Source organism: Nocardioides sp., from assembly GCF_050246775.1.
Lineage (GTDB): Bacteria > Actinomycetota > Actinomycetes > Propionibacteriales > Nocardioidaceae > Nocardioides.
This window is the reverse complement of the sequence record NZ_JBFWVK010000001.1, coordinates 84046-109432: the sequence shown is the minus strand read 5'-3', so window position 1 is coordinate 109432 and position 25387 is coordinate 84046. Positions and strand designations below refer to the sequence as shown.

The window sequence follows — 25387 nt, the reverse complement described above, 5'->3', positions numbered from 1 at the left end:
CTCAGGCCAGGTCGTCCAGAGCCTTGCGCAGGTCGTCCCAGAGGTCTTCGACGTCTTCGATCCCGACCGACATCCGGACCAGCCCCTCGGGAATGGTTGCGGGCTCGGTCTTCCAACGCCGTCTGCGCTCGAAGGTGGACTCGACCCCGCCCAGAGACGTGGCGTGGACCCAGAGCTTCGTCTTGTGCGTGAGCAGATCGGCTGCGATCGCACCCTGGGCAAGCACGATGCTCACGATGCCGCCGAAGCCGGGGTAGCGCACCTCGCCCACCGCCGGGTGCTCCGCCAGGCGCCGGACGAGGGTCTGGGCGTTGGACTGGGCCCGCTCGACGCGCAGGTGCAGCGTGCGCAGGCCCCTCAGGGCGAGGAAGGACTCCATCGGCCCGGGCACCGCGCCGATGAGGTCGCGGCGCTTCTTGAGCACGTCGTAGAGCTCGTCATCGGAGGTCACGATCGCGCCCATGAGGACGTCGCTGTGCCCGGAGATGTATTTGGTCGCGGAGTGGACCACGAGGTCGGCGCCCAATGCCAGTGGTTGCTGCAGCAACGGGGTTGCGAAGGTGTTGTCGACCACCAGGTAGGCGCCGGCCTCGTGCGCCGCCGCGATGATCGGCGGAAGATCAGCGACCTCCAGAGCAGGGTTGGTCGGGGACTCGAGAAACACCAACGACGCGCCGTCGCAGGCCTTCACGACCGCATCGGTGTCGGTGAGGTCCACGAGCTCGACCACGATGCGGCCCCGCGCCTCGAGGTCGGCCAACTGGAGCACCGTGCCGTTGTAGGAGTGTCGCGGTGCGACCACCTTGTGGCCCTGCCCGACCAGATCCAGGATCGTGGCGACCGCGGCCAGGCCGGAGGCGAAGGACAGGCAGCGTCCGCCCTCGAGCGACCCGAGCGCGTCCTCGAACGCCGTCCACGTCGGATTGGCGTAGCGGCCGTATTCGAGGTCACCCCCGGCCACATAGGTGGAGGCGAAGGTGACCGGCGTGCTGAACGGATGGTCGGGGGTGTGGTCGGGGCGCCCGGCGTGCACCGCCACCGTGGCCGGCCTGGGTGACGTGGGGGAGTCGCTCATGCCCCCAGCCTAGATCGCGTCTAGGACACCACGTCGAGCTGGTAGCCCGCGATGGCCGGGTGGTGGTCGGAGAACTTCATGTCGAACGCCACGGTCGACGAGGTCGCCCTGGTCGTGGACCAGACCTGGTCGATCAGCGATTGCTGGTGGGTGCCGCGCTTGGTCGTGGGACGGTCAGTGGCCCACATCGAGGGCATGGTCTGGCGCTTGAACGACATGAAGGGCATCCGTGGCAACCGCTCACGCTCGTCGGCGACCCAGCCGATGTTGAAGTCACCCATCACGAAGGTCCGACCCCAGGCGCGCTCGGTCTTGGTGAGTACGGCGACGTTGTGGACCTGGGTGCGAAAGACCCGGTACAGCCGCGGCCGACCCGGCGTGGGGCGGCCCTTCGTCGTCGCTCCTGGCACGAGGTGCACGTTGACGATCGAGATCTTCTGACCCGACTGCAGGTCCTGGAGGTGCACCACCGTGGCGAACATCGACTTCACGTAGTGCTTGGGCATCTCCTTGCCGATGTAGGTGCCGTCGTTGAGCTTGACTGCGCGGCCGTCGAGGAACCGGAAGCGGTTGGTGTCCCAGATCACCGGATTCTGCACGGCGTTGGTCACCTTCGAGCGGAAGTAGTTCCAGCCCCTGCTGCTCAGCGAGGCCAAGACGGCCTCCTTGTCCTTGCTGTTGACCTCCTGCAGCCCGGCGACCTCGACCCGGGTGGTCAGTTCCTCGACCGCAGAGCGGAAGGTACCGACGCCGACGGTGCACAGAATGTTGTAGGAGCCGATCCGGACGCCGACCTGCTCCTTCGCGACGGGCAGAGCCGCGGCATTCATCGGCGTGGCGGGAGCAGGTGCTACCCCTGTCAGCGATAAACTTACGGCGGCAAGACTGCAGGCAAGGAGCGCAAAAGGACGCGTGAAAGGCATAGGACTACTCCGCGAAAGCTGGGGGACTTCTCTTCGGACAGCGCTACGACCACAGACCCGCCGTTGGGCCCGAGGATCGTCCGGTTGACAGTAGGTGTTGGGGGCCGGACGCGTGGCGGATTCGTCGGATTTTACTTTGCATGGCCCTGCCGGTCGAATCCTCGAGGACCCCTTTGGCATGATGACGGCCGTGACCTCAGACCTGGACCAGTTGACAGCGCTCGCCCGCGACATCGATGCCGCGTGCCGGTTGACAGGCGAATTCACGCTCAGATCGGGCCAGACGGCGAGCGAGTACTTCGACAAGTACCTGTTCGAGGCGGACCCGTTGCTGCTCGCACGAGTGGTCGACCAGATGGTCGGTCTGGTGCCCGCCGACACCGAGCTGCTGGGCGGTCTGGAGCTCGGCGGCGTCCCGATCGCCACGGTTCTGAGTGCCCGGACCGGCCTGCCTGGGCTGTTCGTTCGCAAGCAGGCCAAGGAGTACGGCACCTGCAAGCTCGCGGAGGGTGGTGTGGTCGAGGGTCGACGCGTGACTTTGATCGAGGACGTGATCACGACCGGGGGAGCGGTTCGCGACGCCACGCGGGCGCTGCGTGATGAGGGTGCCATCGTGGAGACGGTCATCTGCGCCATCGACCGGAGCCCGGTCGGTGGCAACCCGCTCGCCGACGTCGGCCTCGAGGTGCGCTCGGTGCTGACCAAGGCCCTGCTGGATGCCGTCAACGCCGAAGCGCGCGCGTGAACCATCGCAAACCGCGGGTGGCCGTCGTCTTCGGCGGTCGCTCGAGTGAACACTCGATCTCGTGCATCTCCGCAGGCAGTGTGCTGAAGGCGATCGACAGGGAAACCTACGAGGTGGTCCCGGTGGGGATCACCCGTGACGGTCGGTGGGTGCTGGAGAACCCTGCCACGAACGCGCTCGAGCTCGGTCCCCACGGTGAGCTCCCCGTCGTCACCGGGTCGACCGAGGTGGTCATCGGGTCCGGCCAGGAGATCGTGGTGCACGAACCTGGGGAGTTCCCCCGCACGCTCGGTGAGGTCGATGTGGTGTTCCCGGTGATGCACGGGCCCTGGGGGCAGGACGGCACTCTGCAGGGACTGCTCGAGATGGCCGGAGTTCGCTACGTCGGGGCCGGGGTCCTCTCCTCCGCGGTGGGCACCGACAAGGTGTTCATGAAGCGTCTCTTCGAGGCTCAGGACCTGCCGGTCCTGCCGTACGTCGTCGTGACCCAGCGTGGCTGGGCGACGGAGCAGGCCCGGATCCGGCAGGACATCGCGGCCCTCGGGCTCCCGGTCTTCGTGAAGCCCGCTCGGGCAGGTTCCTCGTTCGGCATCAGCAGGGTCGACACGCTGGACCGCCTGGACGCAGCCATCGACGAGGCGCGCAGGTTCGACCCCAAGGTCGTGGTCGAGGCTGCCGCCGTGGGCGCGCGCGAGATCGAGTGCGGAGTCCTGCAGGGACTCGGGACCGAACCGCATGCCACCAGCGAGCTCGCGGAGATCCGCGTCGACCCCCACCACGAGTTCTACGACTTCGAGGCGAAGTACCTGCCCGAGGAGAACACCGCGCTCGACGTACCCGCCGACGTGGAACCCGCGCTGGCCGCCCGGATCAAGACGACGGCAGTCCAGGCGTTCGAGGCACTCGACTGCGAAGGGCTGGCGCGGGTGGACTTCTTCGTCTTCCCCGACGGCCGGATCGTGCTCAACGAGGTCGAGACGATGCCGGGGTTCACGAGTCTGTCGATGTTCCCACGCATGTGGGCCGCCAGCGGTGTGGACTATCCCGAGCTCGTCGACCGCCTCATCCGGCTGGCTCTCGTGCGTGACACCGGGCTGCGCTGACTCAGCTGCAGGGAGTCGTTGCGCGCAGCGCCTTCTTGATCAGTGGGGCCAGCGCGACCATGACCCCTGCGGGGGGTCGGTAGTCCGCGGGCAGCTCGACCTGGACAGCAGGCGACCACCCGATCGACGTCATGACGACATCGGCGGACTGGTCGTCGAAGGCGGACTCCGGGACGTACCAGCCGACACCGTCGACCTCCTGGCAGGCAGCGACGTCAGGGACGGGCCAGTCGCCGCCACAGGTCAGCACGATGGGCGGGTCCCCCCAACCCGCACCGAGGGCGGCCGCAGGGGAGACGAGGCGCCGTTGCTCGCCGGAGAGCTTGTCGGGCAGAGCCTCGACCAGATCCCGGCAACGTGCCGCGTCGTCCGGGGCCGGGGCAGTGTGCTCGATCGCCACCGGCTCCTTGGCGCAGGCGCCCAACAGCAACAGGAGGGCACACACACTGACGCCCCGGGCCACCAGGGCTCCGGGGCGTCGAGGCGTGGGACCGCTCAGATGTGCACGACCGGGCAGGTCAGGGTGCGGGTGATCCCGTCGAGGTTCTGCACCTTCGAGACCACGAGCTTGCCGAGTTCGTCGACGTTGCGCGCCTCGGCGCGGACGATCACGTCATAGGGGCCGGTCACGTCTTCGGCCAGGGTGACGCCCTTGATCTGGGCAATCGCCTTGGCCACATCGGCTGCCTTGCCGACATCTGTCTGGATCAGGATGTAGGCCTGGACGACCATCGTGACTCCTCATGATTGTTTCGGAGATGTGACTTCCGGCTCAACCTATCGCGCCCGACCGCGAGCCGGTAGGCGCGGGGTCCACCTAGAGCAGCGGGCGTCTGGTGGGATGGGCTCATGCCCTTTCCGCCAGACGCCACGCTCGCCGATGTGGGGGAGTTCGGTCTCATCGACGCACTCACCTCGTTGTTCCCTCAGAGCGAGCAGGTGTTGATCGGTCCCGGGGACGATGCCGCGGTGCTGCGGATCCGCACCGGCCATGTGGTCGTCTCGACCGATCTCATGGTGGAAGGTCGGCACTTCCGGCGGGACTGGGCGACAGCCGAGGACGTCGGCCACCGGGCCGCCGCCCAGAACCTCTCCGACATCAACGCGATGGGCGGCCAGGGCACCGCCCTGACCATCGGACTCGCCGCCCCCGGTGAGCTTCCCGTTCAGTGGGCCCTCGACTTCGCCCGCGGGTTCGCTGACGAGTGCGCCCTGGTCGGGGCCAGCATCGTGGGCGGCGACCTGACCCGCGCCGACCAGGTGATGATCGCTGTCACCGTGCTGGGCGCCTGCACCATCGCCCCGGTCGTCCGCTCCGGGGCCAGACCAGGGGATGTCGTGGCGATCACGGGACGACAGGGCTGGGCGGCGGGCGGCCTCGCCGTACTGGGCCGGGGCTTTCGCTCGCCCCGCGTGCTCGTCGAGGCCTACCGGCGTCCCGAGCCGCCGTACGGCGCTGGGGCGATTGCCGCCGAGGCCGGCGCCACGTCGATGATCGACATCTCCGACGGACTGCTCGCTGAGGCCGGTCACCTGGCGGGAGGCTCGGGCGTGGCCATCGATATCCGCACCGACGCCTTCGAGATCGCCGAGCCGCTCCAGGCCGTCGGTGCGGCCCTGGGGGCGGACCCGATGCAGTTCATCCTGGGCGGCGGTGACGACCATGCCCTGCTCGCGACGTACCCCTCAGCCGACGACCTGCCCGCCGGCTGGCTGCGGATCGGCTCGGTGTCGGAGGGCGAGGGGGTCACGGTCGACGGTGAGGCCTACGAGGGCCCGACCGGCTGGACGCATTTCTGATCGAACGCCGTGAGGGGCCGCCACCTCACGGTGACGGCCCCTCACGGAACGGTTCAGGTCAGCGGCTGACCTTGCCGGCCTTGATGCAGCCGGTGCAGACGTTGAGGCGCTTGGGCGTGCCGTTCACGGTCGCGCGCACCCGCTGGATGTTGGGGTCGAAACGACGCTTCGTGATCTTGCGGGACCACGGACGGTTGTTGCCGAAGCCGGGCTTCTTCGCGCAGATGTCACAGACGGCAGCCACCGGGAACTCCTGGAATGATCGTTGATTCTGGTCTGGATGTGCCCGGGGACCGGTCCGACTGGTCGGAGGAGGTCCCGCAGCGGGCAACCGCACAAGAGTATCCGATGCCCGTCGTACGACGCGAATCGTGGTTCAGCCACTAGCCTGACACCTCCGACGACCGAGTGCACAGAGGACCAGGATGACCGACGAGCAGGTGGCGACGTTCGACCTCGCCGTCCTCCTGCGACTCGCTGATCTTGCCACGACCGAGCTGGGCGAGGCACGCGAGGAGATCGACGCCCTCAACGTCTACCCGGTGCCCGACGGTGACACCGGGACCAACATGTTCCTGACCATGTCCGCGGCCCGTGACGCGCTCCAGGAGGCCACCGGCGGCGACCCGGCTGCCGACCTGCGCAGCGCCCTGGCCGCTTTCGCGCGTGGAGCGCTGCTCGGGGCGCGAGGCAATTCCGGGGTGATCCTTTCCCAGTTGCTGGGGGCCATGGCGCTCCGGGTCGCCCGGTCCCGCCCCGACGACCGCAGCGCCCTGGTCTTCGCACAGGCATTGGCCGAGGCCACCGACGCGAGCTACGCCGCTGTGGGCGTGCCGGTCGAGGGAACGATCCTGACCGTCGCCCGCTCGGCCAGCAACGCGGCCCTCGCGGCAGCTGAGGAGGAGGACCGACGGCTCGGGTTCGTGGTGGAGAAGGCGGCCGCCGAAGCGCGGGCGGCACTGGAACGCACCCCTGACCAGCTGCCCATGCTCAAGCAGGCCGGGGTGGTGGACGCTGGCGGGCGCGGTCTCTGCGTCATCCTCGACGCCGCGGAGACGGTGCTCACCGGGCGGGTTGCCGTCGGCGGCAAGGGTGCCCGCCGTCCGATCCCCGTCCCGCTGCCGACCGGCGACCTGACCGAGGACGGACCCGCCTACGAGGTGATGTACCTCCTGGACGCCGAGGACGACAGCATCGCCGGGCTGCGGACCGATCTCGCCCGCCTGGGTGACTCCCTGGTCGTGGTGGGGGGCGGCGGCTTGTGGAACGTCCACGTGCACGTCGACGACGTCGGGGCAGCCATCGAGGCCGGGATCGAGGCCGGGCGGCCCCACCGGGTGCGGGTGACCCACTTCGCGGACCAACTGGCCGGTTCCCGGAGCAGACCGGCCAGCCGACGAGGACGCAAGGTCGTGGCCGTGGCTGCCGGCCCTGGCCTCCAGCAGCTCTTCGCGCAGGCAGGTGCCCTCGTGGTCGGGGCCGTCCCGGGTCAGCGCCCCAGCGTCGGCATGCTCCTCGAGGCCATCGTGGAGTCGGGCGCCGCCGAGGTGGTCGTCCTGCCCAACGATCCCGACACCCGGCGCAGCGCGGAGATCGCGGCGCGCACCGCCGAGGAGAGCGGCGAGGTCACCGTCGCGGTCATCGCCACTGAGGCGCAGGTGCAGGGCCTGGCTGCCCTGGCCGTCCATGAGCCCGGCCGGACGTTCGAGGCCGACGTACTCGAGATGACGGCCACGGCTCGCCATGCCCGACACGGCGCGGTGACGGTCGCTGCTCGCCGGGCGATCACCAGCGGCGGCCCGTGCGAGCCGGGCGACATCCTGGGGGTGGTGGACGGCGACTTCGTGGCCGTCGGGCATGACCACGACGCTGTCGCCACCGACATCATCGAGCGCCTCATCGGTGGTGGCGGGGAGCTCGTCACCCTCGTCCAGGGAGCCCAGAGCGCCGGACTGGCCGAACGCTGCGCCGCCTACCTCGAGCGCCAGCATCCGCTTGTCGACGTCGTGGTGTACGACGGTGGGCAGGAGCGCTATCCGCTCCTGGTTTCGGTCGAGTAGTCAGGAGAGGCGATGATCGGCCCGGACTCACCCATCGCCACCGTCCTGGGCGACAGCAAGAAGGCCGGGAAGGTGGACAAGCTCGGCCTGCGCACGGTCGGCGACCTGCTGGGCCACTTCCCCCGCCGTTATCTCAAGACCGGTGAGCTCACCGAGGTCAGCACGCTGGAGCCCGGACAGCAGCTCACGGTCGTGGGGCGGATCGCGCGGGTCGACACCCGCACCTATCTGGATCGGCGCACCAACAAGACGGCCTACCGCGTCGACGCGGTCCTGGCCACCAACGGGCCGTCCCTGCGGATGAGCTTCTTCGCCAAGCACGACGCCACGGCGACCTGGCACCGCAAGCGGTTGCCGGTCGGGGTGGAAGGAGTCTTCACCGGCAAGGTGACCCTGTTCCGCAATGAGTGGCAGCTCACCAACCCGGAGATGGTGATGTTCGACCGGTCCGGCGACGAGACCGACGCCGCCCGGGTGGCGGCGGAGCGACTGAAGGGACTGTTCCCGGTCTACCGGGCCACCAAGGGGCTCGAGTCGTGGGACCTGCAACAGGCGATCGGCTTCGCGCTCACGGTGCTCGACGAGGTCCCCGACCTGCTTCCGGAGTCCCTGCGTGAGCAGTGGTCACTGATCGACAGCCGCACGGCTCTGGACTGGATCCACAACCCCGACGACTACTCACAGGTCGGTGCCGCCCAGCGAAGGTTCCGGTTCGAGGAGGCTCTGGTCACCCAACTGGTCCTGGCCCGGCGGCGGGCCGCCACCCGACTGCTCGGCACCAGATCACGGGCCGGTGGAGGCGGGTTGCTGGCGGCGTTCGATGACCGGTTGCCCTTCGAACTGACCGCCGGCCAACGTGAGATCGGCGACCGGATCGAGGCCGACCTGGCCGAGCCCCACCCGATGAACCGGCTGCTGCAAGGTGAGGTCGGCTCCGGCAAGACGCTGGTGGCCCTCAGAGCGATGCTGCGCGTGATCGATTCCGGAGGGCAGGCCGCACTCCTGGCACCGACCGAGGTCCTGGCCCAACAGCATTTCCGATCGATCACCGCGATCCTCGGCGACCTGGCCTCAGGCGGGATGCTCGGGGGAGCCGAGGAAGGCACCAACGTCGCCCTGCTGACCGGCTCGATGGCCAAGCCGGCCCGGCAGGAGAGCATGTTGCGGATCGCCAGTGGTGAGGCGGGCATCGTCATCGGCACGCATGCACTGCTCGAGGATCGGGTCACCTTCGCCGACCTGGGCCTGGTGGTCGTCGACGAGCAGCACAGGTTCGGGGTGGAGCAGCGGGCCGCGCTGACCGGCAAGGCGACGTACCCACCGCACGTCCTGGTCATGACCGCGACCCCGATCCCCAGGACGGTGGCCATGACCGTCTTCGGTGACCTCGAGACGTCGGTGCTCACCGAGCTTCCCGCCGGACGGGCGCCGATCACCACCAACCTGGTGCCACTCCAGGCCCAGCCGCACTGGATCAGCCGGGTCTGGGCACGGGTGCGCGAGGAGGCCGAGAAGGGCCACCAGGTCTACGTCGTGTGTCCCCGGATCGGGGGGGACGTGCTGGAGGAGGGTGAGAGCGACCAGCTCGACTACGACGAGGACGGCCAGCAGGTCACCGTCGCCCCGGCGAGCCTCGCCGCGGTTGAGGAGGTGCTCCCGGAACTGGTCGACGGCCCTCTGGCAGGACTGTCAGTGGCCATGTTGCACGGGCGGATGGCCCCCGACGACAAGGACCGCACGATGCGCACCTTCGCCGCGGGTCAGATCGACGTGCTGGTCTCCACCACGGTGATCGAGGTGGGGGTCGACGTCGCCAACGCGACGATGATGGTGCTGCTCGACGCCGACCGGTTCGGCGTCTCCCAGCTGCACCAGTTGCGCGGCCGGGTGGGGCGAGGGGGCCTACCGGGGCTCTGCCTGCTCGTCACCCGGGCCGAGGAGGGCAGCCCGGCCCTCGAGCGCCTGGCCGCGGTCGCGGCCACCACCGATGGCTTCGAGCTCTCGCGCGTCGACCTCGAGACCAGGCGGGAGGGCGATGTCTTGGGGGCCTCGCAGTCAGGGTTCCGCTCCAGCCTCCAGCAGTTGCGTGTGCTGCGTGACGAGAAGACGATCGTGGCGGCGCGCGAGGCCGCAGAGGCCCTCCTCGTGACCGATCCCACCCTGGCATCGGCGCCTCTTCTGGCCGCAGCCGTAGACGCGCTCGAGGAATCCGGCAAGTCTGGGTTCATGGAGAAGGCATGACGCGGATCATCGGGGGCTCCGCCGGGGGACGTCGGATCAGCACACCGCGGGGGGTCACGACGCGCCCGACCAGTGACCGCGTGCGCGAGGCGCTCTTCTCCGCGGTCGAGTCGTGGTGTGGCTCGCTGGCCGGGCTGCGGGTGCTGGACCTCTACGCCGGGTCCGGCGCGGTCGGTCTGGAGGCGCGCTCTCGAGGCGCCGGAGTGGTGACCCTGGTCGAGCACGACCGCCGTACCGCCCGGCTGATCGCCGACAACATCCGGGCCCTCAACTTCCACAAGCAGGTCGAGGTCGTCATCGGCGCCGTCGCCGCGACTCTGGCGCGCGCCCCCCGGGCGCCCTACGACCTCGTCTTCTCAGATCCCCCCTACCCCCTGTCGACCCCGGAGGTGGACCGGGACCTGGCGGCGCTGGCCGAGCACGGCTGGCTGGTTCCCGGGGCCATGGTCGTGCTGGAGCGGGGCAGCCGAGGTGAGGACCCGACGTGGCCCGACGGGATCACCGGGGTCCGGCACAAGAAGTACGGCGAGAGCGTGCTTTGGTACGGTCACGCGGCTGGATCAGATCAGGACCCGAGCCCCCAGGAAGGGGACTGACCGTGCGCCGAGCCGTCTGCCCCGGATCCTTCGATCCGCCCACCAACGGACACCTCGACATCGTCCAGCGCGCCGCCTCGCTCTTCGACGAGGTCGTGGTCGGGGTCGGCGTCAACGCCTCGAAGAGTCGACTGTTCAGTGCCGACGAACGCATCGACATGCTGACCGAGGCCGTGGCCGACCTGCCCAACGTCACCGTCGCCGGCTTCAGCGGACTGCTCACGACCTTCTGCCAGGAGCGTGGCATCCACGCGATCGTGAAGGGGCTGCGGGCGGTCAGCGACTTCGACTACGAGCTGCAGATGGCTCAGATGAACTCCAGTCTCACCGATGTCGAGACCGTCTTCGTGCCCACCAGCCCCGAGTGGTCCTTCCTGGCCTCCAGCCTGGTCAAGGAGGTGGCCACCTTTGGTGGCGACGTCTCCGGGCTGGTCCCCGACTTCGTGCTCACCCGGCTCACCGCCCGGCTGGCGGAACGAGCCGGCTGACCACCGTGCCGGGTGGCCGGGTGACTCTGTTGTGAGGCTCAACTGGGCCGTTTTGCTCGCGGGGCACGCGCACGCGTAGTATTTCCGGCGATCAGTTGTGCCTGGATACGGAAGCGTGACCCCCTGAGCAGTTTGGACCCGAGAGCGCCGCTCGTGCTCGATACTCGCGAGCTCGGCCGCCGCCCGGGGTCCATGCGAGAGGTGTCGCGCGACGTACCCGCGCCAGTTGATCTTGGCATCGAAGTCCTTCGGGTCCCCGAGGGGTCGCCGGTCTCACTCGACCTGCGCCTCGAGGCGGTCATGGAGGGCGTTCTGGTCACGGGCACCGCCTTGGCGGAGCTCGAGGGCGAATGCGCACGGTGTCTGGAACCGATCTCGGAAGAACTCGAGACCCGGTTCCAGGAACTGTTCGTGTACGACGACGAGGGCGCCGGACATGACCTGGGAGACGAGGACGACGATGTCAGCCGGCTCGAGGGCGACCTGCTCGACCTCGAACCCCTGCTGCGGGATGCGGTGGTGTTGTCACTACCGTTCCAGCCGCTGTGTGAGGACGATTGTCAGGGCCTGTGCACCACGTGTGGTGCACGACTGGCCGATGACCCCGACCACACACATGAAGCGGTGATCGACCCGCGCTGGGCCCGGCTCACCACCTTGAAGCAGGACGAAGACTGAAACCGACCGGACAGCAGAGTCCGGTCGCAATGGAGGAGAGAACTGTGGCAGTCCCGAAGCGGAAGATGTCGCGCAGCAACACGCGCCACCGGCGTTCGCAGTGGAAGGCCGTTGCGCCGACCCTGGTGACCTGCGCCAACCCCGCCTGTGGTGCCAAGCACCTCCCGCACCGTGCGTGTGGCGAGTGCGGCCAGTACGGCGCCCGTGCCGACCGTCGCCAGGTCCTCTGACCTGAACGACTACGACGGGCTTCGTCGAGCGCTCGGTGGTCCGGTTCTGGACCCCGGGCTGCTTGACCGCGCCCTGACGCACCGGTCGTACGCCTACGAGAACGGTGGGCTCCCGACCAACGAGCGACTCGAGTTCCTCGGTGACTCCGTCCTCGGCGTCGTCGTCACCGAGACGCTCTACCTGACGCACCCCGACCTGTCCGAGGGGCGCCTGGCCAAGCTCCGGGCCGCGGTCGTGAACGCGCGAGCACTCGCCGGAGTGGCCCGGACCATCGGACTCGGCGAGCACATCAAGCTCGGCCGCGGCGAGGAGACCACGGGGGGACGCAACAAGTCCTCGATCCTCTCCGACACCGTCGAGGCCGTGATCGGGGCCGTGCACCTCAGTGGCGGTTTCGTCGCAGCCACCGAAGTCGTCCACCTCCTGTTCGACCCGTTGATGGAGGAGGCCGCCGGGCTCGGTGCGGGCCTGGACTGGAAGACCTCACTGCAGGAGCTCTCCGCCGAGAACCAGCTCGGCGTGCCGGACTACGTGATCCAGGACGACGGGCCGGATCACCTCAAGACGTTCACCGCGCAGGTGCGGGTGGGTGACAAGCTCTACGGTCACGGCGTCGGGCGTTCGAAGAAGGAAGCCGAGCAGCAGGCTGCCGAGACGGCGTACAACGAGATCGCCGCCGCCGTCGCCGAGGCCAAGCCCGGTCGCCGCTGACCCGTGCCGGAGCTGCCCGAGGTCGAGGTCGTGCGTGCCGGGATCGAACGGCACGTGGTGGGCCACACCATTGTCGGCGTCGAGGTGCTGCACCCGCGTCCGGTACGCCGCGAGCCCGGTGGTCCGACGTCGTTCGTCGCGACGCTGGTCGGGCGCACCGTCACCGCGGCCAGGAGGCGCGGGAAGTACCTCTGGCTGCCACTAGACAGCGGTGACGCGATCCTGGGTCATCTCGGCATGAGCGGGCAGATGCTGATCCAGCGGGTCGGCGCGCCGGACGAGCGTCACCTCCGGGTGCGCTTCGCGTTGCGTGCACCGACCGGCGGGCAGACCTCTGAGCTCCGATTCGTGGACCAGCGCATGTTCGGGGGGCTGTCGGTGTCGCTCGGCGGGGCAGAGCTGCCTTCCGAGATCAGCCACATCGCCCGTGACCCACTGGATCCGCTCTTCGACGACACGGCCTTCGTCCGTCGGGTGCGTGCTCGACACTCGGCGATCAAGCGCCAGCTGCTCGACCAGAACCTGATCTCCGGGGTCGGCAACATCTACGCCGACGAAGCCCTCTGGCGCTCCCGTATCCACGGCGAACGTCCGGGCGACCGGCTCACCGGGCCCCAGGTCGGCGTACTGCTGGCTCACGCGCGTCAGGTGATGCTGGAGGCTCTGGGGCAGGGCGGCACGAGCTTCGATGCGCTCTACGTGAACGTCAACGGGCAGAGTGGCTACTTCGACCGGTCGCTGAACGCCTACGGCCAGGAGCACCGGCCATGTCCCCGTTGCGGGACCCCCATCCGCCGGATCTCGTTCATGAACCGGTCGTCGTTCTTCTGCCCGGTCTGCCAGCGTGCACCTCGGCGGGTCGCGGTGCCAGATTGACCGGGCGGGATTCGGGTGGGACGCTTGGAGACGGCCCGGAAGCCCGGGCGAAACCAGCGATGACTGAAAGAAGGCCCGCATGGCCAAGGCGCTGATCGGCTACCTGAGCAGCGACCTGCAGACCACCGCTCGGCTGACCGCGGAGAACCGCCGTCTGCGCGAGCGAGTGCTCGACCTGGAGGCCATCGTCCTCCGGCTGAAGGAGGAGAACGACGCATTGACGGCCGCTCAGGCTGCCTCGATGCTCGACCTCGACTCGAGCGCCCTGCAGGAGATGCAGCCCGTCTGAGCTGCCCCCTCGCGCGCCATGTCGGCGCGGGTGTGTTGGTCGACCCCTGAGGTCGGTGCGCTGACCGACGGGTGCCGGTTTCGCGCCTCAGGTTTCACCGGTCGACCGGTGAAACTCGCGGTTGTCAGCCATTGCAATGCCTGACCAGCGCGAGTCTCCCCGGCCAACCGGTGAAACATGTGACTGGTGGGGTTCGCGCTGACCAGGACCGGCATGGGTCGCGATGGTGATCTGCTTCGTCTTCGGCGCCCACGCCTACATCTGGGGGGTTCGGCACTCCTCGTCATGCTGATCTGGAAGCGGTTGCGACACATCGCTCACGACGACGAACGACTACCATCTCGTTCGTGACCCGACGTTTCCGTGCGACCCCGGGCGGCCGCGGACCCCAGGACCCCTGGTTCCGCATCGGCTCCCTCGACGTCAACACCACGATGCTCGTGGTGCTGCTCAGCGTGGCCGCCTTCGTGGTGTTCGCGATCGAGCCGGTCACCAAGCCGATCATGTGGTCGCTGCTGCTCGACCCTGAGGCTGTCCTGCGCGGCCAGCTCTGGCGGGTGGTCACCTACCCGGTCGCGTATCCCACCATCAGCATCTGGTCGGTGCTGACCCTGTTCTTCTTCTGGTACTTCGGAAACGACCTCGAGACCAACGACCTCGGTCGCACCAAGATGCTGCGCTTCTTGATCGGGGTGACCCTGGTCCTCGGACTGTTGACCGTGGCGCTGGCCGCACTGTTGCCGATCTCGGGGCTTCTCTTCGGCCTGGACGAGGTGCAGATCATGGTGCTGCTCGCCTGGATCGCCGAGCACCCGCAGCGACGCTTCCTGTTCAACGTGCCTGCCTGGGGGTTCGGTGTCGTCATCGTCGGGATCCAGGTCCTGCAGCTGCTGGGCTACCGGATGTGGTTCGAGCTGCTCACGCTGCTGCTCGGCATCGTGCTGTGTGCGCTCGTGGCCCGCTCGGTGGGTCTGCTGTCGGCGTACTCATGGCTGCCGACGGCGCCTCGCGCGCGGCGTCCGCGTCGTGGGCGGGCCCAGCAGCAGGGCCGCTCCACCACGAACGGCCCCACCGTCGTTGTCGGCCCGTGGGGTCCACCGCCCTCGAAGCACCAGGCCCGCATGGACGCGCTCCTGGAGAAGATCCATGAGAGTGGGACCGAGTCGCTGAGCGACGCCGAGCGCCGTGAGCTCCTGGAACTGCGTGACCGCCTCCGGGGGAGCTGACCCACGCATGGTCGTCGTCGCGGACCTCGTCGCTGCCCTTCCTGAGGGGGTGGTGATCACCGATCCGGTCGCGATGGAGAAGTACCGCCATGACTGGTCGCGCGAGGCCTCAGCCGGTACGCCGGCCGCTGTGGTGCGCGCCGAGGACGCGGGGCAGGTCCAGACGGCCGTGCGATGGGCTGCCCAGCACGCGATCCCGGTCGTGCCCCGCGGTGCGGGCAGCGGTCTCTCGGGCGGTTCCAGCGCCCTCGACGGTGGGATCGTGCTCAGCCTCGAGCGGATGCGAGCAGTGCAGATCGACACCGATTGCCAGGTCGCGGTGGTCGAGCCCGGGGCACTCAACATCGAGGTCAAGGCAGCCGCAGCAGGACATGGGCTGTGGTACCCACCTGATCCGTCGTCCTACGAGATCTGCTCGATCGGCGGCAACATCGCCACCAACGCGGGCGGACTGTGCTGCGTGAAGTACGGCGTCACCACCGACTACGTCCTGGGCCTCGACGTGGTGCTGGCCGACGGCACCCTGATCACCCTGGGCGGAAAGCGGATCAAGGATGTCGCGGGGCTGAGCCTGCTGAAGTTGTTCGTCGGCAGTGAGGGCACCCTGGGCGTCGTCACCCGCGCGATCCTGCGGTTGGTGCCCGCCCAGGCTCCGCGCTCCACGCTGGTGGCCTCATTCCCCGACGTGGCCGCGGCAGCCCGAGCCGTCGTCGAGGTACGGCGGACCCGGCGGCCCTCGATGATGGAGCTCATGGACCGGGCTTCGATCAACGCGGTGGAGGACTACAAGTCCATGGGCCTGGACCGCAGTGCCGGCGCCCTGCTGGTCGTGCAGTCCGACGCTCCTGGCGCAGCCCGGGTCGAGGAGATCGACGCGATCCGGGTGACCTGTGCCGGTGCCGGCGCTGAGGAGGTGTTCATCACCGACGACCCGGACGAGGGCGAGCTGTTCGTGGAGGCCAGGCGCATCGCCTTCCCCGCGATCGAGGCGCGCGGCGCACTGTTGCTCGAGGACGTCGGCGCACCGATCCCCCTGCTGCCCGACCTGCTCGCCGCGATCGCCGGGATCGCCGTGCGGCACGACGTCGAGATCCCGGTGGTGGCGCACGCCGGCGACGGCAACACCCACCCGATCATCGTCTACGACGCCGGTGATCCGGCGGCCGAGAGGCGCGCCCGCCTGGCCTTCGCCGACGTCATGGCCGCGGCCATCGCGCTGGGTGGCACCATCACCGGCGAGCACGGCGTGGGCCGGGCCAAGAAGGCGGCGCTGCCCGACCAGCTGGGCCCTGACGTGATGGCGCTGACCCACCGCATCAAGAACGCGCTGGATCCCCAGGGGATCCTGAACCCGGGGGCGGTTCTGTAGCGTCGTCACCATGATCACCGAGCGCTTCCTCTTCGGTCCCGGCCCGTCGAACCCCTATCCGGAGGCAACCGCCGCCCTGGGGCTGCCGCTGCTCGGACACCTCGATCCCGCCTTCCTCGAGATCATGGACGAGACCTGCGAGATGTTGCGGACGGTCTGGGGGACCGACAACGCTCGCACACTGCCGATCTCCGCCACGGGGTCGGCCGGCATGGAGGCGGCGTTCGTCAACACCGTCCATCCCGGTGACGTGGCCGTGGTCGCGGTGAACGGACTGTTCGGCAAGCGGATGTGTGACGTCGCCTCCCGTGCTGGCGCGGAGGTCGTCGCGGTGGAGCACGACTGGGGCCAGCCGGTCGACGTCGAGAGGGTCCTCGCAGCCCATCCGGCGCCGGCGATCATCGCGGCCGTCCATGCCGAGACCTCCACGGGCGTGCGCTCCGACATCGCCGCCCTCGGCGCAGGCAAGGGCGATGCCCTGCTCATCACCGACGCGGTCACCAGCATCGCCGGCATCGAGCTCCGGGCCGACGATTGGGGCATCGACGTCGGTTACGCCGGCACCCAGAAGTGCCTGGGGGTGGCTCCGGGGCTCGCCCCCTTCACGATCAATGACCGGGCCTTCGCCCGACGGGTGGAGAGGCCGCAGTCCTGGTACCTCGACCTGGGCCTGCTGGGCGGCTACGTCGGCGAGGCCAGTGGGAGCGGTGGGCGCACCTACCACCACACCGCTCCGGTGGCGATGGTGGCCAGCCTGCACGGTGGCCTGACCCGTGTCCTCGAAGAAGGGCTGCCGGCGGTGTGGGCCCGCCACGAGGAGGCCGGCCGGTTGCTGCAGGACGGTCTCGAGGAGATCGGACTCGAGCTGTTCGCAGCCAAGGGCAGTCGGTTGCCCGAGCTGACGACGGTGAAGGTCCCCGAGGGCGTCGACTCCGCCGCCGTACGCCGACAGCTGCTGGAGCGTCACAACATCGAGATCGGCGCGGGTGCCGGCGCCTACGCGAGCACGGTGTGGAGGATCGGGCTGATGGGACACAACGCCCGGCCCGATGCCGCGATGCTCGTGCTCGCCGCGCTGAAGGAAGCACTGCGACGCTGAACCTCGAGATCCACCGATCGAGCCTGCGGTGCCGGTAGTCTGAGCGGCGCTGAACTTCCCCCCGACGGCGTCTGACAGGATGCCCCGGTCAGTGACAGGTGAGTCGTCCGCTGTCGCAGTGATCAGGGAGCCGCACGTTGTACCTCAAGAGCCTCACGCTCAAGGGCTTCAAGTCCTTCGCCTCCTCGACGACCCTTCAGCTCGAGCCCGGCATCACCTGCATCGTGGGCCCCAACGGCTCAGGCAAGTCCAACGTCGTCGACGCGCTCGCCTGGGTGATGGGGGAGCAGGGGGCCAAGTCCCTGCGCGGCGGCAAGATGGAGGACGTCATCTTCGCCGGCACATCGGGTCGCCCGCCGCTGGGCCGCGCCGAGGTCCAGCTCACGATCGACAACTCCGACGGCGCGCTTCCGATCGAGTACGCCGAGGTGACGATCAGCCGCACGATGTTCCGCAACGGCGGCTCCGAATACGCCATCAACTCCCAGACCTGTCGCCTGCTCGACGTCCAGGAGCTGCTGAGCGACTCCGGGATCGGCCGCGAGATGCACGTCATCGTGGGCCAGGGGCAGCTCGACACCATCCTGCACGCCACGCCGGAGGATCGGCGCGGGTTCATCGAAGAGGCTGCGGGGGTGCTCAAGCACCGCAAGCGCAAGGAGAAGGCGCTACGCAAGCTCGACTCCACCGACGGCAACCTGACCCGTCTCGGTGATCTGCTCAGTGAGATCCGGCGCCAGCTCAAGCCCCTGGGACGTCAGGCGGAGGTCGCCCGGCGGGCGGCCACGGTCCAGGCCGAGGTCCGTGACGCCCGGGCCCGACTGCTGGCCGACGACCTGGTGACCGTGCGCACCTCGCTGCACCAGGAACTGGCCGACGAGACCGTGCTGCTCGAGCGTCGTGCGGAGGTGGAGGCCGAGGTCGAGACCGCGCGGCTCCGCGAGGCCGAGCTGGAGGCAGCACTACGCGAGGACCTCCCGGCTCTGGCGAAGGCCCAGGAGACCTGGTTCGCCCTGTCCGGCCTACGTGAACGACTCCGGGGGACCCAGTCCCTGGCCGGTGAGCGGATCCGCAATGCCGCAGGCAGCGAGGAGTCCGTGGAGCAGGGTGGTCGCGACCCCGACCAGCTCGAGGCCGAGGCCGAGCGCGTCCGCACCCAGGAGGCGGAGATCTCAGCCGAGGTCGAGCGGCACCGGGCCGCCATGGACGCAGCAGTCACCGCCCGCAAGCAGGCCGAGGAGGCCGCGGCGGAGGAGGAACGTCGCATTGCTGGTCTCCAGCGGGCCGCGGCGGACCGGCGCGAGGGCCTCGCCCGTCTCCACGGACAGGTCAACGCGTTGAAGAGCCGGGCCGCGGCCGCCGAGGACGAGGTGGGTCGGCTCTCCCTGGCGCGCGAGGACGCCGTAGCCAGGGCCGACCGCGCCCAGCGCGACTTCACCGCACTCGAGACCCGGGTGGCTGGACTCGATGCCGGCGAAGAGGGACTGGATGCTGAGCATGAGGGCGCCACGGCCGCGCTCGACGATCTCGACGAGCGCTTGGCCAAGCTGCGCGACGAGGCCACCCAGGCCGACCGGGACCGCTCCAGTCTGGCTGCGCGCAAGGAGGCCCTCGAGCTCGGCCTCAGTCGCAAGGACGGTGCCGGCGCCCTGCTGGCTGCCTCGGAGCCGGTCTCGGGGCTCCTGGGGTCGGTCGCGGCGCTGCTGACGGTGCGCGCCGGTTACGAAGCAGCCGTTGCCGGTGCGCTCGGATCTGCCGCGGACGCGGTGGCCTTCTCCGGCGCTGACGGTGCGATCGATGCCATGGCACACCTGCGGTCCCAGGACCTGGGCCGAGCCGGGATGCTGATCGCCGGCGCACCCTCGGCTTCGCGCGACTGGCCGGACCTGCCAGGTGAGGCACGCTACGCAGCCGACGTCGTGGACTGTCCCGACGACCTGCGCGGCGCCCTGGACCGACTGCTCTTCAAGGTGGCGGTGGTCGATGACCTGGCGACGGCCCAGGGTCTGGTGGCGTCCCTGCCCGACGTCAGTGCGGTGACGCGTGAGGGCGACCTCCTGGGCGCTCACTTCGCCTCGGGCGGCTCCTCGGCGCAGCCGTCACTGATCGAGATCCAGGCGGCCGCCGACGAGGCGGCCCGAGCCCTCGACGAGGCCGTCGCCTCTGCGGAGCGCCTCGGCTTCGAGATGGCGCGCGTGGAGTCCGAACGGCTCGACGCCCGACACCGCGTCGACGTCGCACTGGCCCGGTTGCACGAGTCCGACGCCACGCTGGCGGCCGTGGCGGAGGAGCTGGGCCAGTACGGCTCCCAGAGTCGCTCGGCCCGCGGCGAGGCCGACCGGCTGGAGAAGGCCATCGCCGCTGCGCGCGAGGCCCGCGACAAGGACATGGCGGGCCTGGCCGACCTGGAGGCGCGGCTGGCCCAGGCCGAGGACTCCCCCGACGAGGAGCCGGACACCAGTCTCCGTGAGGAACTCGTCCAGGCCGCCCGCACCGCCCGCCAGGGTGAGATGGACACCCGGCTGGCCTTGCGCACCTCCGAGGAGCGCGCCCGAGCGCTGCACGGGCGTGCCGACTCCCTGCTGCGGGCCGCGCGCACCGAGCGTGAGGCCCGCGCCCGCGCGGCGGAACGACGCGAACGACTGATCCGCGAGGGCAGAGCCGCCCAGGCCGTTCTCACCGGCGTGGGCGTCGTACTCCCAAGGCTGGAGGTGTCGGTCCACCGCGCTGCCGAAGCCCGTGCGGAAGTCGAACGCTCCCGCCAGAGCAGGGAGAAGGACCTGCTCGACATCCGGGGACGGCTGCGCGATCTGGGTCGCCAGCACGACGAGCTCGTCAACTCGGTGCACCGCGACGAACTGGCACGCGCCCAACAGCGGATGCGCATCGAACAGCTCGAGGAACGCGCACTGGAGGAGCTCGGGCTCGACTCGGAGTCGCTGGTGTCCGACTACGGGCCCGAAGTGCTCGTGCCGTTCTTCGGCGAGGTCGCCGAGGGCGACGACACGCCCGAGCCGGTGCCGTTCGTGCGCGAGGACCAGCTCAAGCGGATGCGCAACGCCGAGCGTGCCCTGTCGATGCTGGGCAAGGTCAATCCGCTGGCGCTCGAGGAGTACTCCGCCATGGAGGAGCGACACACCTTCCTCGGTGAACAGCTCGAAGACCTCAAGCGCACCCGCAAGGATCTCCTCGACATCGTCAAGGAGGTCGACTCCCGGGTCGAGCAGGTCTTCACCGAGGCCTGGGAGGACGTCCGCGTCGCCTTCGACCACGTCTTCAAGCGGCTGTTCCCCGGCGGCGAAGGCAACCTGATCCTCACCGATCCCGCCGACATGCTCAACACCGGCATCGAGGTCGAGGCCCGCCCCGCCGGCAAGAAGGTCAAGCGGCTCTCCCTGCTCTCGGGCGGCGAACGCTCCTTGGTGGCGGTCTGCTTCCTCGTGGCGCTGTTCAAGGCCAGGCCCTCACCGTTCTACATCCTCGACGAGGTCGAGGCGGCCCTCGACGACACCAACCTCGGACGGCTGCTGGAGATCTACGAGGAGCTGCGGGAGAATTCGCAGCTGCTGGTGATCACCCACCAGAAGCGGACCATGGAGGTCGGCGATGCGCTCTACGGCGTGACGATGCGAGGTGACGGCGTGTCGGCCGTGATCAGCCAGCGGTTGCGCGACAGCGCCTGATGGACTCGACTGGCTCGAGCGACGAGCGCGGCACTGCGAGCCGGGGCGGCGCGCCCACCCGGGACGACTACGTGGCCTGGCGCACGGTCACCACCCGCTGGCGTGACGACGACGCCTACGGCCATCTCAACAACGCCACCTACTACGAGATCTTCGACACCGCCGTCAACGCGCACCTCTACGAGGCGACCGGCCTGGACATCCGCGGTCTCCCGCAGGTCGGGGTCGTGGCCGAGACCGGCTGCCGCTACTACCGCGAACTCGGCTTCCCGGCGCCCATCGAGACCGGACTGGTGGTCGACAAGGTCGGCACGTCGTCGGTGATCTACCGCATCGGGCTCTTCCAGGGCGAGTCCGCACAAGCGGCTGCCGAGGGGCGCTTCGTGCATGTGTACGTCGACAACACCCGCCCCGACGGTCAGCGGCCCGTCGTACCCCTCCCTCCGGAGATCCGGGCGGCCGCCGTACCCCTCCTGCGCCCCGCACGTGGCGAGCAGCCCCGCTGATCCGGGATACGATGGTGCTTCGTCTCTGAACACCGTTCTCGGGAGTGATCCACCGTGCTGGCCATCGTCCTGCTGATGATCTTCATCCTGCTCGTCGCCTCCACGATCGTGGTCTACGTCGCGTTTCCGCACCGCGGTGAAGAGATTCCGAACGCCGCCTGGCTGGGCGACGCCATGAGCAAGGCAGTCGAGTCCCTGCCCACGCTCGACGAGAGCGACTCGCCGCGCCGTTGAGGTCCACCAGCGTCTGGTTGGATTGACCCATGAGTTCTCTGGGTGACTGGCTGTTCCTGATCATCGGCATCGCCGTCGTCGGCCTGATCGCGGTCGTCGGTCTGGTCTCGAGCGGCCGCCGCAGATCCCTGCGTCAGGGCAGCACGGACGTCCTGGCCCCACCGCGGCCGCCGAGCGCCGACCCGACCGATGTCGAGCAGCTGGACGCCCCGATCCTGATCCCGGAGCCCGAGGCGCCGGCTCTGGAGCGGCCCGAGGGCACGGCGTCGCGACTGGTGCGCCTGCGTGAGCGGCTCGCGCGCTCCCAGGGCACGCTGGGGCGTGGCCTGCTCGCCCTGCTGAGTCGCGATCGCCTCGATGACGACACTTGGGAGGACATCGAGGACACGCTGATCACCGCCGACATCGGTGTCGGACCGACCCAGGAGCTTGTCGACAAGCTTCGGACCCGACTGCGAGTGGGGGGTCCCGATGCCGGTCACCCGCGCGACGTGCTGCGTGAGGAACTGATCAACCTGGTGGACCCGACCATGGACCGACGCCTGGCGATCAGCGGGGCTGACGGCAGTCCCGGGGTCGTCCTGGTGGTCGGGGTCAACGGCGCCGGCAAGACGACCACGGTCGGCAAGATCGCCCGCATCCTGGTGGCCGAGGACCGGTCCGTCGTGCTCGGTGCGGCGGACACCTTCCGCGCGGCCGCGGTCGAACAGCTGGCCACCTGGGGCGCTCGCGTCGGGGTGGAGGTCATCCGGGGTCCCGAGGGCACCGATCCGGCCAGTGTGGCCTTCGAGGCCGTCAAGGAGGGCGTGGACCGCGGAGTCGACACCGTGCTCGTCGATACCGCCGGCCGACTGCAGAACAAACAGGGTCTGATGGACGAGCTCGGCAAGGTCAAGCGGGTCATCGAGAAGCAGGTGCCCGTCACCGAGGTGCTCCTGGTCCTCGACGCCACGACCGGCCAGAACGGGCTCATCCAGGCACGGGTCTTCCGCGAGGCGGTCGACGTCACCGGGATCGTGCTCACCAAGCTCGACGGCTCCGCCAAGGGCGGGATCGTCGTCGCCGTCCAGCGCGAGCTCGGGGTGCCGGTCAAGCTCGTCGGCCTCGGCGAGGGCGCCGACGACCTCGCGCCCTTCGACCCGGCGACCTTCGTCGACGCCCTGCTGGACTGACGGCTCGACTCGCGGCGCGAGCGAGGGCGCCACCGCCTCCCACTCGTTAACACGCACGTAACAAATCCGGGGAACTCGTTTCCTGCCCGCAACATGGCGGCGGCGACGGTGAAACAGCGACGGGTGAGTGTTCATACATCTGGGGTGGGTGAAGTCCCGACAACGTTGTCGGCTGTCGTACCTGCCCCTCCATGATGTTCTCCTGGAGGTTTTCTGTGGACGGCTATTACGCCTTCATGCTGGTGGCGACTGCCTTCGTCCTGATGATGACGGTGCCCGCGCTGGCCCTCTTCTACGGCGGCATGTCGCGCTCCAAGTCCGTGCTCAACATGATCATGATGTCGTTCGTCGCAGCGGCGATCGTCGGCATCCTCTATGTCGCGGTCGGCTGGTCGATGGGCTTCGGCGGGGACGGCACCTTCTTCGCCAACCCGTTCGAGCTGCTGTGGCTCGACGGTGTCACGACTGACAACTACATCTACGTGATGTTCCAGATGACCTTCGCGATCATCACCGCAGCCCTCATCAGCGGTGCTGTCGCCGACCGGCTGAAGTTCTCGGCCTGGGTGATCTTCGTGCCGCTGTGGGCCCTCATCGTGTACTTCCCGATGGCCCACATGGTGTTCAGCTGCACCGAGGACTCGCTCATCTGTGGCCGCATCGGCGCACAGGACTACGCCGGTGGTACGGCGGTCCACATCAACGCCGGTGTCGCGGGCCTGGTCCTCGTCCTGCTGTTGGGCAAGCGGATCGGCTGGCCCAAGGAGCAGATGCGTCCGCACAACCTGACCCTGACCATGCTCGGCGCAGGCATGCTGTGGCTGGGCTGGTACGGCTTCAACGTCGGCTCGATCGTCTTCACCGGCGCCACCGACGAGGAGAACATCGCGCAGTTCTTCTCCGAGACCGGACGCACGTTCGCCAACACCACGCTCGCGACCATGGCCGCGCTGCTCGGCTGGCTGATCATCGAGCGCCTGATCCACGGCAAGGCCACGTCGCTGGGTGCGGCCTCCGGCATCGTCGCGGGTCTGGTCGCCATCACACCTGCCTGTGGTGCGGTGGACATCGGTGGCGCCGTCGCGATCGGTCTCATCGCCGGCGCCGTGTGTGCCTGGGCGGTGAGCCTGAAGTACAAGCTCGGCTACGACGACTCGCTCGACGTGGTGGGTGTCCACCTCGTCGGCGGCATCATCGGCACCGTGCTGATCGGCATCTTCTCGACCTCCGAGGGTGCCGGTGGGATCGACGGCCTGTTCTACGGCGGCGGGCTCGGCTCGCTCGGCGACCAGACCCTCGGTGTCCTGGTGGCCGTCACCTACTCCGGTGTCCTGACCGCCATCATCGGCCTGGCCATCAAGTACACGCTCGGCCTGCGCCTCGACGAGGAGGACGAGGTCAACGGCATCGACCTCGCCGAGCACGGTGAGACCGCCTACGACCTGCACTCCGGGGTCAGCGGCGGTGGGTCCGGCGTCCTCGCCGCGAACACCTCCAGCCAGCAAGGAGTCAACGCATGAAGCTGATCACCGCGGTCATCAAGCCGCACAAGTGGGAAGACGTGCGCGAGGCCCTCGAGACCTTCGGGGTCACCGGCATGACGGTGTCCGAGGTCAGCGGCTACGGCCGTCAGAAGGGTCACACCGAGGTCTATCGGGGCGCGGAGTACGACATCGCGCTCGTGCCCAAGATCCGTATCGAGATCGTCGTCGACGGCGATGATGCCGATGACGTCGTCGGCATCATCGTCAAGACGGCCCAGACGGGTCGCATCGGCGACGGCAAGGTCTGGGTCAGCAGTGTCGACACTGTCGTCCGGGTCCGCACCGGCGACCGGGACGAAGCGGCAATCTGATCACTACGCTGGGGCTCGGTCCGTTGATCCGGACCGGGCCCCAGTCGTGTCCCGCCCGCACACACCTGTTGGGAGAAACGCATGAAGCTCGTGACCGCAGTGGTCAAGCCGCACAAGTGGGAACAGGTCCGTGAGGCCCTCGAGACGGTCGGAGTGACCGGGATGACGGTCTCGGAGGTCAGTGGCTACGGTCGTCAGAAGGGTCACACCGAGGTCTACCGGGGCGCGGAGTACGACGTCGCGCTGGTGCCGAAGATCCGGATCGAGATCGTGGTCGACGATGCCGACGCCGCCAGCGTCCTTGACACGATCACCACCGCAGCCCGGACGGGCAAGATCGGTGACGGCAAGGTCTGGGTCTCGACCGTGGAGTCGGTGGTGCGCGTGCGCACCGGCGACCGCGACGAGGCCGCGATCTGACGTGACA

The 25387-nt window shown here is 69.0% G+C and carries 27 protein-coding genes; 22 read left to right on the top strand and 5 right to left on the bottom strand.

The window, feature by feature from the left end; translation table 11 throughout:
- Nucleotide 1: 1 nt before the first annotated feature.
- Entirely contained in the window at nt 2–1075 is a 1074-nt protein-coding gene (locus tag AB7I40_RS00540) for a trans-sulfuration enzyme family protein (protein ID WP_428346437.1), read from the bottom strand.
- A 20-nt stretch (nt 1076–1095) separates the two neighbouring features.
- On the bottom strand, nt 1096–1905 hold the full coding sequence (locus AB7I40_RS00535) for an endonuclease/exonuclease/phosphatase family protein (RefSeq protein WP_428346436.1): 810 nt from the start codon (nt 1903–1905) through the stop codon (nt 1096–1098).
- A 283-nt stretch (nt 1906–2188) separates the two neighbouring features.
- On the opposite strand from AB7I40_RS00535, the gene pyrE reads away from it, so the two are divergent.
- Nucleotides 2189–2743, top strand: coding sequence for an orotate phosphoribosyltransferase (gene pyrE, locus AB7I40_RS00530; protein WP_428346435.1), 555 nt, complete (start codon nt 2189–2191; stop codon nt 2741–2743).
- The gene (locus AB7I40_RS00525) at nt 2740–3846 is read left to right on the top strand and encodes a D-alanine--D-alanine ligase family protein (protein WP_428346434.1); all 1107 of its coding nucleotides are present in this window, start codon (nt 2740–2742) and stop codon (nt 3844–3846) included. Before pyrE ends, AB7I40_RS00525 begins: the two co-directional genes overlap by 4 nt.
- A 1-nt stretch (nt 3847) precedes the next feature.
- Here AB7I40_RS00525 and AB7I40_RS00520 read toward each other — a convergent pair whose 3' ends face one another.
- Both AB7I40_RS00520 and AB7I40_RS00515 read right to left on the bottom strand, forming a co-directional pair.
- A complete protein-coding gene (locus AB7I40_RS00520; RefSeq protein WP_428346433.1) occupies nt 3848–4309 on the bottom strand; it encodes a DUF3515 domain-containing protein in 462 nt (153 codons plus the stop codon).
- A 32-nt stretch (nt 4310–4341) separates the two neighbouring features.
- Nucleotides 4342–4578, bottom strand: a complete 237-nt coding sequence (locus AB7I40_RS00515; protein WP_428346432.1) for an Lrp/AsnC family transcriptional regulator — start codon at nt 4576–4578, stop codon at nt 4342–4344.
- 117 nt (nt 4579–4695) lie between these two features.
- Between AB7I40_RS00515 and AB7I40_RS00510 the strand changes: the two genes are divergently transcribed.
- Nucleotides 4696–5646, top strand: coding sequence for a thiamine-phosphate kinase (locus tag AB7I40_RS00510; RefSeq protein ID WP_428346431.1), 951 nt, complete (start codon nt 4696–4698; stop codon nt 5644–5646).
- Between the two features lie 58 nt (nt 5647–5704).
- Here the strand turns inward: AB7I40_RS00510 and rpmB are convergent, their stop codons facing one another.
- On the bottom strand, nt 5705–5890 hold the full coding sequence (rpmB, locus tag AB7I40_RS00505; RefSeq protein ID WP_428346430.1) for a 50S ribosomal protein L28: 186 nt from the start codon (nt 5888–5890) through the stop codon (nt 5705–5707).
- A 181-nt stretch (nt 5891–6071) separates the two neighbouring features.
- Here rpmB and AB7I40_RS00500 point away from each other — a divergent pair, with 181 nt between their 5' ends.
- From AB7I40_RS00500 to AB7I40_RS00410, 19 genes are all read left to right on the top strand, one after another.
- On the top strand, nt 6072–7706 hold the full coding sequence (locus AB7I40_RS00500; protein ID WP_428346429.1) for a DAK2 domain-containing protein: 1635 nt from the start codon (nt 6072–6074) through the stop codon (nt 7704–7706).
- Nucleotides 7707–7718: 12 nt separating this feature from the next.
- Nucleotides 7719–9947: an ATP-dependent DNA helicase RecG gene (locus AB7I40_RS00495; RefSeq protein ID WP_428347907.1), complete on the top strand. Its 2229-nt coding sequence runs from the start codon at nt 7719–7721 to the stop codon at nt 9945–9947.
- The gene (gene rsmD, locus AB7I40_RS00490; protein WP_428345465.1) at nt 9944–10543 is read left to right on the top strand and encodes a 16S rRNA (guanine(966)-N(2))-methyltransferase RsmD; all 600 of its coding nucleotides are present in this window, start codon (nt 9944–9946) and stop codon (nt 10541–10543) included. Before AB7I40_RS00495 ends, rsmD begins: the two co-directional genes overlap by 4 nt.
- Nucleotides 10544–10545: 2 nt before the next feature.
- Nucleotides 10546–11031 carry a pantetheine-phosphate adenylyltransferase gene (coaD, locus tag AB7I40_RS00485; protein ID WP_428345464.1) on the top strand — a complete coding sequence of 162 codons (486 nt, stop codon included), beginning with the start codon at nt 10546–10548 and terminating at the stop codon, nt 11029–11031.
- 153 nt (nt 11032–11184) lie between these two features.
- Nucleotides 11185–11709, top strand: a complete 525-nt coding sequence (locus tag AB7I40_RS00480) for a YceD family protein (RefSeq protein ID WP_428345463.1) — start codon at nt 11185–11187, stop codon at nt 11707–11709.
- A gap of 44 nt (nt 11710–11753) precedes the next feature.
- Nucleotides 11754–11939 (top strand): 50S ribosomal protein L32, encoded by a 186-nt coding sequence (rpmF, locus tag AB7I40_RS00475; RefSeq protein WP_110181743.1) that lies wholly within the window; start codon nt 11754–11756, stop codon nt 11937–11939.
- Nucleotides 11914–12651: a ribonuclease III gene (gene rnc / locus AB7I40_RS00470; protein ID WP_428345462.1), complete on the top strand. Its 738-nt coding sequence runs from the start codon at nt 11914–11916 to the stop codon at nt 12649–12651. The genes rpmF and rnc overlap by 26 nt, the downstream gene beginning before the upstream one ends.
- A 3-nt stretch (nt 12652–12654) precedes the next feature.
- Nucleotides 12655–13527 (top strand): bifunctional DNA-formamidopyrimidine glycosylase/DNA-(apurinic or apyrimidinic site) lyase, encoded by an 873-nt coding sequence (gene mutM / locus AB7I40_RS00465; RefSeq protein WP_428345461.1) that lies wholly within the window; start codon nt 12655–12657, stop codon nt 13525–13527.
- Between the two features lie 79 nt (nt 13528–13606).
- On the top strand, nt 13607–13816 hold the full coding sequence (locus tag AB7I40_RS00460; protein ID WP_428345460.1) for a hypothetical protein: 210 nt from the start codon (nt 13607–13609) through the stop codon (nt 13814–13816).
- Nucleotides 13817–14163: 347 nt separating this feature from the next.
- Complete coding sequence (locus tag AB7I40_RS00455; protein ID WP_428345459.1) at nt 14164–15042, top strand: DUF6576 domain-containing protein; 879 nt, start codon at nt 14164–14166, stop codon at nt 15040–15042.
- Nucleotides 15002–16411, top strand: a complete 1410-nt coding sequence (locus AB7I40_RS00450; RefSeq protein WP_428345458.1) for an FAD-binding oxidoreductase — start codon at nt 15002–15004, stop codon at nt 16409–16411. The genes AB7I40_RS00455 and AB7I40_RS00450 overlap by 41 nt, the downstream gene beginning before the upstream one ends.
- A gap of 10 nt (nt 16412–16421) precedes the next feature.
- A complete protein-coding gene (locus AB7I40_RS00445) occupies nt 16422–17510 on the top strand; it encodes a pyridoxal-phosphate-dependent aminotransferase family protein (protein ID WP_428345457.1) in 1089 nt (362 codons plus the stop codon).
- Between the two features lie 137 nt (nt 17511–17647).
- The gene (gene smc / locus AB7I40_RS00440) at nt 17648–21193 is read left to right on the top strand and encodes a chromosome segregation protein SMC (RefSeq protein ID WP_428345456.1); all 3546 of its coding nucleotides are present in this window, start codon (nt 17648–17650) and stop codon (nt 21191–21193) included.
- The gene (locus tag AB7I40_RS00435) at nt 21193–21699 is read left to right on the top strand and encodes an acyl-CoA thioesterase (RefSeq protein ID WP_428345455.1); all 507 of its coding nucleotides are present in this window, start codon (nt 21193–21195) and stop codon (nt 21697–21699) included. Before smc ends, AB7I40_RS00435 begins: the two co-directional genes overlap by 1 nt.
- Before the next feature lie 54 nt (nt 21700–21753).
- On the top strand, nt 21754–21933 hold the full coding sequence (locus tag AB7I40_RS00430) for a hypothetical protein (protein WP_428345454.1): 180 nt from the start codon (nt 21754–21756) through the stop codon (nt 21931–21933).
- A gap of 29 nt (nt 21934–21962) precedes the next feature.
- Nucleotides 21963–23105 carry a signal recognition particle-docking protein FtsY gene (gene ftsY, locus AB7I40_RS00425; protein WP_428345453.1) on the top strand — a complete coding sequence of 381 codons (1143 nt, stop codon included), beginning with the start codon at nt 21963–21965 and terminating at the stop codon, nt 23103–23105.
- 215 nt (nt 23106–23320) lie between these two features.
- On the top strand, nt 23321–24625 hold the full coding sequence (locus tag AB7I40_RS00420; RefSeq protein WP_428345452.1) for an ammonium transporter: 1305 nt from the start codon (nt 23321–23323) through the stop codon (nt 24623–24625).
- Entirely contained in the window at nt 24622–24960 is a 339-nt protein-coding gene (locus AB7I40_RS00415) for a P-II family nitrogen regulator (protein WP_428345451.1), read from the top strand. The genes AB7I40_RS00420 and AB7I40_RS00415 overlap by 4 nt, the downstream gene beginning before the upstream one ends.
- Nucleotides 24961–25041: 81 nt before the next feature.
- The gene (locus tag AB7I40_RS00410; RefSeq protein ID WP_428345450.1) at nt 25042–25380 is read left to right on the top strand and encodes a P-II family nitrogen regulator; all 339 of its coding nucleotides are present in this window, start codon (nt 25042–25044) and stop codon (nt 25378–25380) included.
- Nucleotides 25381–25387 lie beyond the last annotated feature (7 nt).